The 5,324-nt window shown below is 39.8% G+C and carries 5 protein-coding genes; 3 read left to right on the top strand and 2 right to left on the bottom strand.

The genetic code is table 11. The features are described from left to right. Positions 1-473: 473 nt before the first annotated feature. Complete coding sequence (gene guaA, locus CBG25_RS15595; RefSeq protein ID WP_290607802.1) at positions 474-2,051, bottom strand: glutamine-hydrolyzing GMP synthase; 1,578 nt, start codon at positions 2,049-2,051, stop codon at positions 474-476. Positions 2,052-2,115: 64 nt separating this feature from the next. Further along, positions 2,116-3,579: an IMP dehydrogenase gene (gene guaB / locus CBG25_RS15600; RefSeq protein WP_290607803.1), complete on the bottom strand. Its 1,464-nt coding sequence runs from the start codon at positions 3,577-3,579 to the stop codon at positions 2,116-2,118. A gap of 320 nt (positions 3,580-3,899) precedes the next feature. Here guaB and CBG25_RS15605 point away from each other — a divergent pair, with 320 nt between their 5' ends. The 3 genes from CBG25_RS15605 to CBG25_RS15615 all read left to right on the top strand — a co-directional run bounded on the left by CBG25_RS15605 (position 3,900) and on the right by CBG25_RS15615 (position 5,258). Next, positions 3,900-4,319 carry a hypothetical protein gene (locus tag CBG25_RS15605; RefSeq protein WP_290607805.1) on the top strand — a complete coding sequence of 140 codons (420 nt, stop codon included), beginning with the start codon at positions 3,900-3,902 and terminating at the stop codon, positions 4,317-4,319. A gap of 161 nt (positions 4,320-4,480) precedes the next feature. Continuing rightward, a complete protein-coding gene (locus CBG25_RS15610; protein ID WP_290607807.1) occupies positions 4,481-4,933 on the top strand; it encodes an Rpn family recombination-promoting nuclease/putative transposase in 453 nt (150 codons plus the stop codon). 91 nt (positions 4,934-5,024) lie between these two features. After that, positions 5,025-5,258, top strand: a complete 234-nt coding sequence (locus tag CBG25_RS15615) for a hypothetical protein (protein ID WP_290607808.1) — start codon at positions 5,025-5,027, stop codon at positions 5,256-5,258. The last annotated feature ends 66 nt before the right edge of the window (positions 5,259-5,324 follow it).

A 5,324-nucleotide genomic window follows, 5' to 3' on the forward strand; every position in this document is an offset into this window, starting at 1 on the left:
CTTCATCCGTAATCCTGTTACCGTGACGGTAATAGAATTACACTTTCCATCTCAGAACTCCCCACATCTCCCCGGATCTCCCCACATTTATCTCACGTTTTCGTTTTAAATATCTCACGTCTGATCATTAACGCTTAAAAAAACACTTACAATATTTTTGACAAATAACTAATAAATATAAATAAATAATAATTATTTTTAATGAAATTAAAAACTTAATTAAAGTTTTATAAAACATGAATTTCATATTTAATGTTTAGTTAAAAAATAAAATAAATTTTCACACAGCCATGTTATATAACATGGAAAAAACATTAATCAAATTAATTAGAATTGGTATTTTGCTTTAATTTTTAAATAAGATATTTAATTATTTTCTTATTAAAATAACAATATAATTCTCAGTAACAAACAACCCAGTAAAAATTTTTTACTGGGTTGTTAATATAAAGTTATTTTGGCAATCGGCGTTTTTATTCCCACTCAATCGTCGCTGGTGGTTTGCCGCTAATATCGTAAACTACTCGAGAGATACCGGCCACTTCATTGATAATTCTATTTGACACCCGGCCAAGAAAATCATAGGGCAAATGGGCCCAATCGGCAGTCATGAAATCAATAGTTTCAACCGCGCGCAATGACACAACCCAGTCATATTTTCGGCCATCTCCCATTACGCCAACAGAGCGTACCGGCAGAAAAACAGTGAAAGCTTGGCTGACTTTATGATAAAGATCAGCTTTATGTAATTCTTCAATGAAAATTGCATCTGCCTGACGTAACAAATCACAATAGGCTTTCTTCACCTCACCTAGTACCCGCACACCTAAGCCTGGGCCAGGAAATGGGTGACGGTATAACATGTCATAAGGAAGTCCTAACTCCAGGCCCACTTTGCGCACCTCATCTTTAAATAACTCTTTTAATGGCTCAACTAATCCCAGTTTCATTTCTGCTGGTAAGCCACCCACGTTATGGTGAGATTTTATGACATGCGCTTTGCCGGTTGCTGAAGCGGCAGATTCGATTACGTCCGGATAAATAGTACCCTGAGCCAACCATTTTACTTGCGTTTGTTTCGCCGCTTGCTCATCAAATACTTCAATAAAAACGCGGCCGATCGCTTTACGTTTTAATTCTGGCTCATCAATCCCTGCCAATGCGCTAAGAAAGCGCTCTTCTGCGGCCACATGAATAATATTAAGATCAAATTTACCGGCAAACATGGCCATAACTTGCTGCGCTTCATTTAAGCGTAACAAACCATTATCAACAAACACACAAGTGAGCTGCTTACCAATAGCACGATTGAGTAATAAAGCAGTAACCGATGAATCAACACCGCCTGATAATGCCAGAATAGCCTGATCATCACCAATCTGAGCCTTCAAGCGCTGTACCGTATCTTCAACAATCGCCGCCGCCGTCCAACGAGCTTCACAGCGGCAAATATCTAATACAAAACGCTGTAGAATAGCTGCGCCTTGATGAGTGTGAGTCACTTCAGGATGAAACTGAACACCATAGAAACGTTTTTCTTCATTAGCCATAATGGCAAATGGGCAGCTATCGGTACTGGCGATAACTTTAAAATCAGCTGGAATTGCCGTCACTTTATCGCCATGACTCATCCAGACATCTAGCAGTGGTTTACCATCTACACCTAAGCTGTCATAAATATCGCGAAATAGTTCACAGGATTGTTGAATGGACACCTGGGCATAACCGAACTCTCGCTCGCCAGACACCTCAACTTGCCCACCTAATTGGATGGACATCGTTTGCATACCATAACAAATACCTAATACCGGAACGCCAGCCTGAAAAACATACTCCGGTGCACGTGGGCTATTTAGTTCGGTGGTACTCTCCGGCCCGCCTGAAAGAATAATTCCATTAGGATTAAATTCACGGATTTGTGCTTCGGAAACATCCCAAGCCCAAAGTTCACAATAAACGCCAATTTCACGAATACGACGAGCAATTAATTGCGTGTATTGTGAACCAAAATCGAGGATCAAAATTCGGTATTGATGAATGTCAGTTGTCATCTAAAGATAATTCCAAAACAAATAATAATTTGACGGTTTATAGCAAAAACCGCTAATAAAATAATTAACCTAAACGATAATTAGGTGATTCTTTGGTGATAGTAACATCATGTACATGACTCTCTTGAATACCGGCGCCGCTAATTCGCACAAATTCTGCTTTGCTTCTTAATTCATCAATCGTGGCACAACCTGTCAATCCCATACAAGAACGAAGTCCGCCCATTTGCTGATGAATAATATTCTTCAAAAATCCTTTATAAGCAACCCGTCCTTCGATGCCTTCAGGTACCAATTTATCTGCAGCATTATCGGTTTGGAAGTAACGATCGGAAGAGCCTTTCGACATTGCACCTAATGAACCCATTCCTCGGTAGGCTTTATAAGAGCGTCCTTGAAACAAGATAGTTTCACCGGGTGACTCCTCAGTACCGGCAAGCATTGAGCCAACCATAACGCAAGAGGCGCCGGCAGCCAGTGCTTTAGCAATATCACCTGAGAAGCGAATACCTCCATCAGCAATTACCGGTATATTCATGCCTCTCAGTGCCTCAACGGCATCGGCAATAGCAGTGATCTGAGGTACACCAACACCAGTGACAATTCGCGTTGTACAGATAGAACCCGGGCCAATACCGACTTTCACCGCACTGGCACCTGCTTGAACCAAAGCTTTAGCTCCTTCGCCGGTGGCAACATTACCACCAATAATCGGCAAATCAGGATATTTTGCTCTCGTTTCACGAATACGTTGTAAAACCCCTTGTGAATGTCCATGGGAAGAGTCAATTAACAGCACATCAACACCGGCTGCCACTAATGCCTCAATACGTTGTTCATTATTCGCTCCAGCGCCAACCGCTGCGCCTACTCGCAAGCGACCTTGCTCATCTTTACATGCATTGGGCTTGCGTTCAGCTTTCTGAAAATCTTTTACAGTGATCATACCAAATAGGTGAAAGTTATCATCAACCACCAATGCTTTTTCAATACGTCTTTCATGCAATTTTTGCAAAACCACATCACGGGATTCACCCTCTTTGACCGTAACCAAATTGGGTTTAGCTGTCATAACCGCCGTAACCGGCTGATCCAAATCCGTCACAAAACGGATATCACGGCCAGTAATGATACCAACCAATTCTTTATTATTATTAACCACAGGATAACCAGCAAAACCATTACGCTCAGCCATTTCATAGACTTCACGAATTGTGGTTTCGGGTGTGACGGTAACCGGATCGATAACAATGCCACTTTCATACTTTTTAACCCGGCGAACTTCTTCTGCTTGACGCTCAATTGGCATATTTTTATGAATGAAACCAATTCCGCCCTCTTGGGCTAATGCGATAGCTAAATCTGCTTCAGTCACGGTATCCATGGCGGCAGAAAGCATAGGAATATTTAAACGGATCGAGGTAGTTAATTGAGTTGATAAATCAGCAGTATTTGGTAATACATCTGAGTGTGCAGGAACTAACAATACATCATCGAATGTTAGTGCTTCTTTCTTAATACGTAGCATAAGCAATATCTCACCGGGCAGAATTTGGAAAAAGATAAAATATTGCGGCGATATTATACATGACGAAATTTATTGACTCCAGTACTTTCTCACTAAAATTCATTTTTAGCTGACAAAAACGCATAATACTATGATCAAATTTAGATTTTTGCTGGTAAATAATTTATTTATTAATCGAGTTATTTAATTAATTTTAAAGCAAATAAATATTACATGAATTAGGTACATTGCTTAATTTATTCTGGTTAACCCGTCACTTTTTAAAATTGATTACTTCCTTACAATATGGTTAAAGTTAACGACTTAAACGTAGGAAAGTTATGTTCTCCATTAATAAAATAAACGTTAATCCATTACCTAATTACCAATTTGATTCCCAAAGAGCCTCTCCGTCGATTTCGACTATTGAAAAACAACATATTTATTTTCTGAATTCACTCTGTACTAATGAAAATATTAGTCACCCGTTACACTCTTATGATGAAGCTTTAGCACTTTTAACACCACTCTACGATAAAGATTATATTGAAAATAAATCTAAAATTAATTTTGTATCAACAATGAATGAATACAATCAATCGGCTGCCTATAAAAAATGTAGCTTTATCGATTGGTACACTATTCAGGATTATCAATATAGCAGCTATGCTTATTTAAATAATATGCTAAAGCTAGGCACTAGTTTCAATCATCATCATCCTTTAGTTACACGAGTTTCGCACAGGCATATAAAATTCTAAAAATGGCTTAAAAGCAATGATTAATCTGCAAGTTACTAAAAAACATAAATTTTCTTAAATTACAATAAGTTGTATTTGATTTATAAGGTTTTGACTATTTATATATCATGCTGAATTAAACTTAAAAATAGAGCGTTTTTTTATTGGTGCGAAACTCGTGAGTGATAGAAGACGAGGAAATCTTAAGCCATCGAAAGGTGGCGCTGATGGARMTCGTSCARAAGCACATTCGCACCCGTGATATGCTAGAATTTGCAGTAGAACTGGCTCATTTATTGGAACAATGGCAATATTCCAAAGAACAGTGTAATACTTTGATGCACTATCTATTAGTGGCTGGCAATACCGCAGACGGCGAGACGTTCATTCGTAAACTCGCAGAACATGCACCCAGTTATCGGGAGGATATGATGACAATTGCAGAACAACTTGAAGCTAAAGGTGAAGCTAGAGGCATCCAACAAGGTATCCAGCAAGGCAAGCAAGAGGGCTACCAGTTAGGCCAAAAGGATGCTTCGACTAAAATAGCTCAACAGTTGCTAGCCAACGGCGCAGAACGAAATCTGATAAAGATTGCTACTGGCCTTTCTGATGCTGAACTAGACACACTATAACCGAAGGAACTTTTTACCTCTCTAGACCGCAGACGGCGAGACGTTCATTCGTAAACTCGCAGAACATGCACCCAGTTATCGGGAGGATATGATGACAATTGCAGAACAGCTTGAGGCTAAAGGTGAAGCTAGAGGTGAGGCTAGAGGCTACCAGCTAGGTCAACAAGACGGCGAACAGAAAGGCTACCAGCTAGGCCGACAGGATGGCGCACAAGAGACTACCCGCCAGCTAGCAAAGCAATTCTTGGCTAATGGTGTAGATCGTTCAATTATTAAGGCGTCTACTGGTCTGTCTGATGAAGAGTTAGATGCGCTCGGTAATTAAATGTTGATTGGTTACAGGTTGGATTTGAAACCCGCACTGATAAGCATCGACATTCGCGGTTCTTAG

The sequence above is a fragment of the Arsenophonus sp. ENCA genome (genome assembly GCF_002287155.1).
GTDB lineage: Bacteria > Pseudomonadota > Gammaproteobacteria > Enterobacterales > Enterobacteriaceae > Arsenophonus > Arsenophonus nilaparvatae.

What these genes read in the sequence shown, in the direction of transcription:
- guaA (WP_290607802.1), bottom strand. Translation starts at nt 2,051, where the DNA reads ATGACAACTGACATTCATCAATACCGAATTTTGATCCTCGATTTTGGT.
- guaB (WP_290607803.1), bottom strand. Translation starts at nt 3,579, where the DNA reads ATGCTACGTATTAAGAAAGAAGCACTAACATTCGATGATGTATTGTTA.
- CBG25_RS15605 (WP_290607805.1), top strand. Translation starts at nt 3,900, where the DNA reads ATGTTCTCCATTAATAAAATAAACGTTAATCCATTACCTAATTACCAA.
- CBG25_RS15615 (WP_290607808.1), top strand. Translation starts at nt 5,025, where the DNA reads ATGACAATTGCAGAACAGCTTGAGGCTAAAGGTGAAGCTAGAGGTGAG.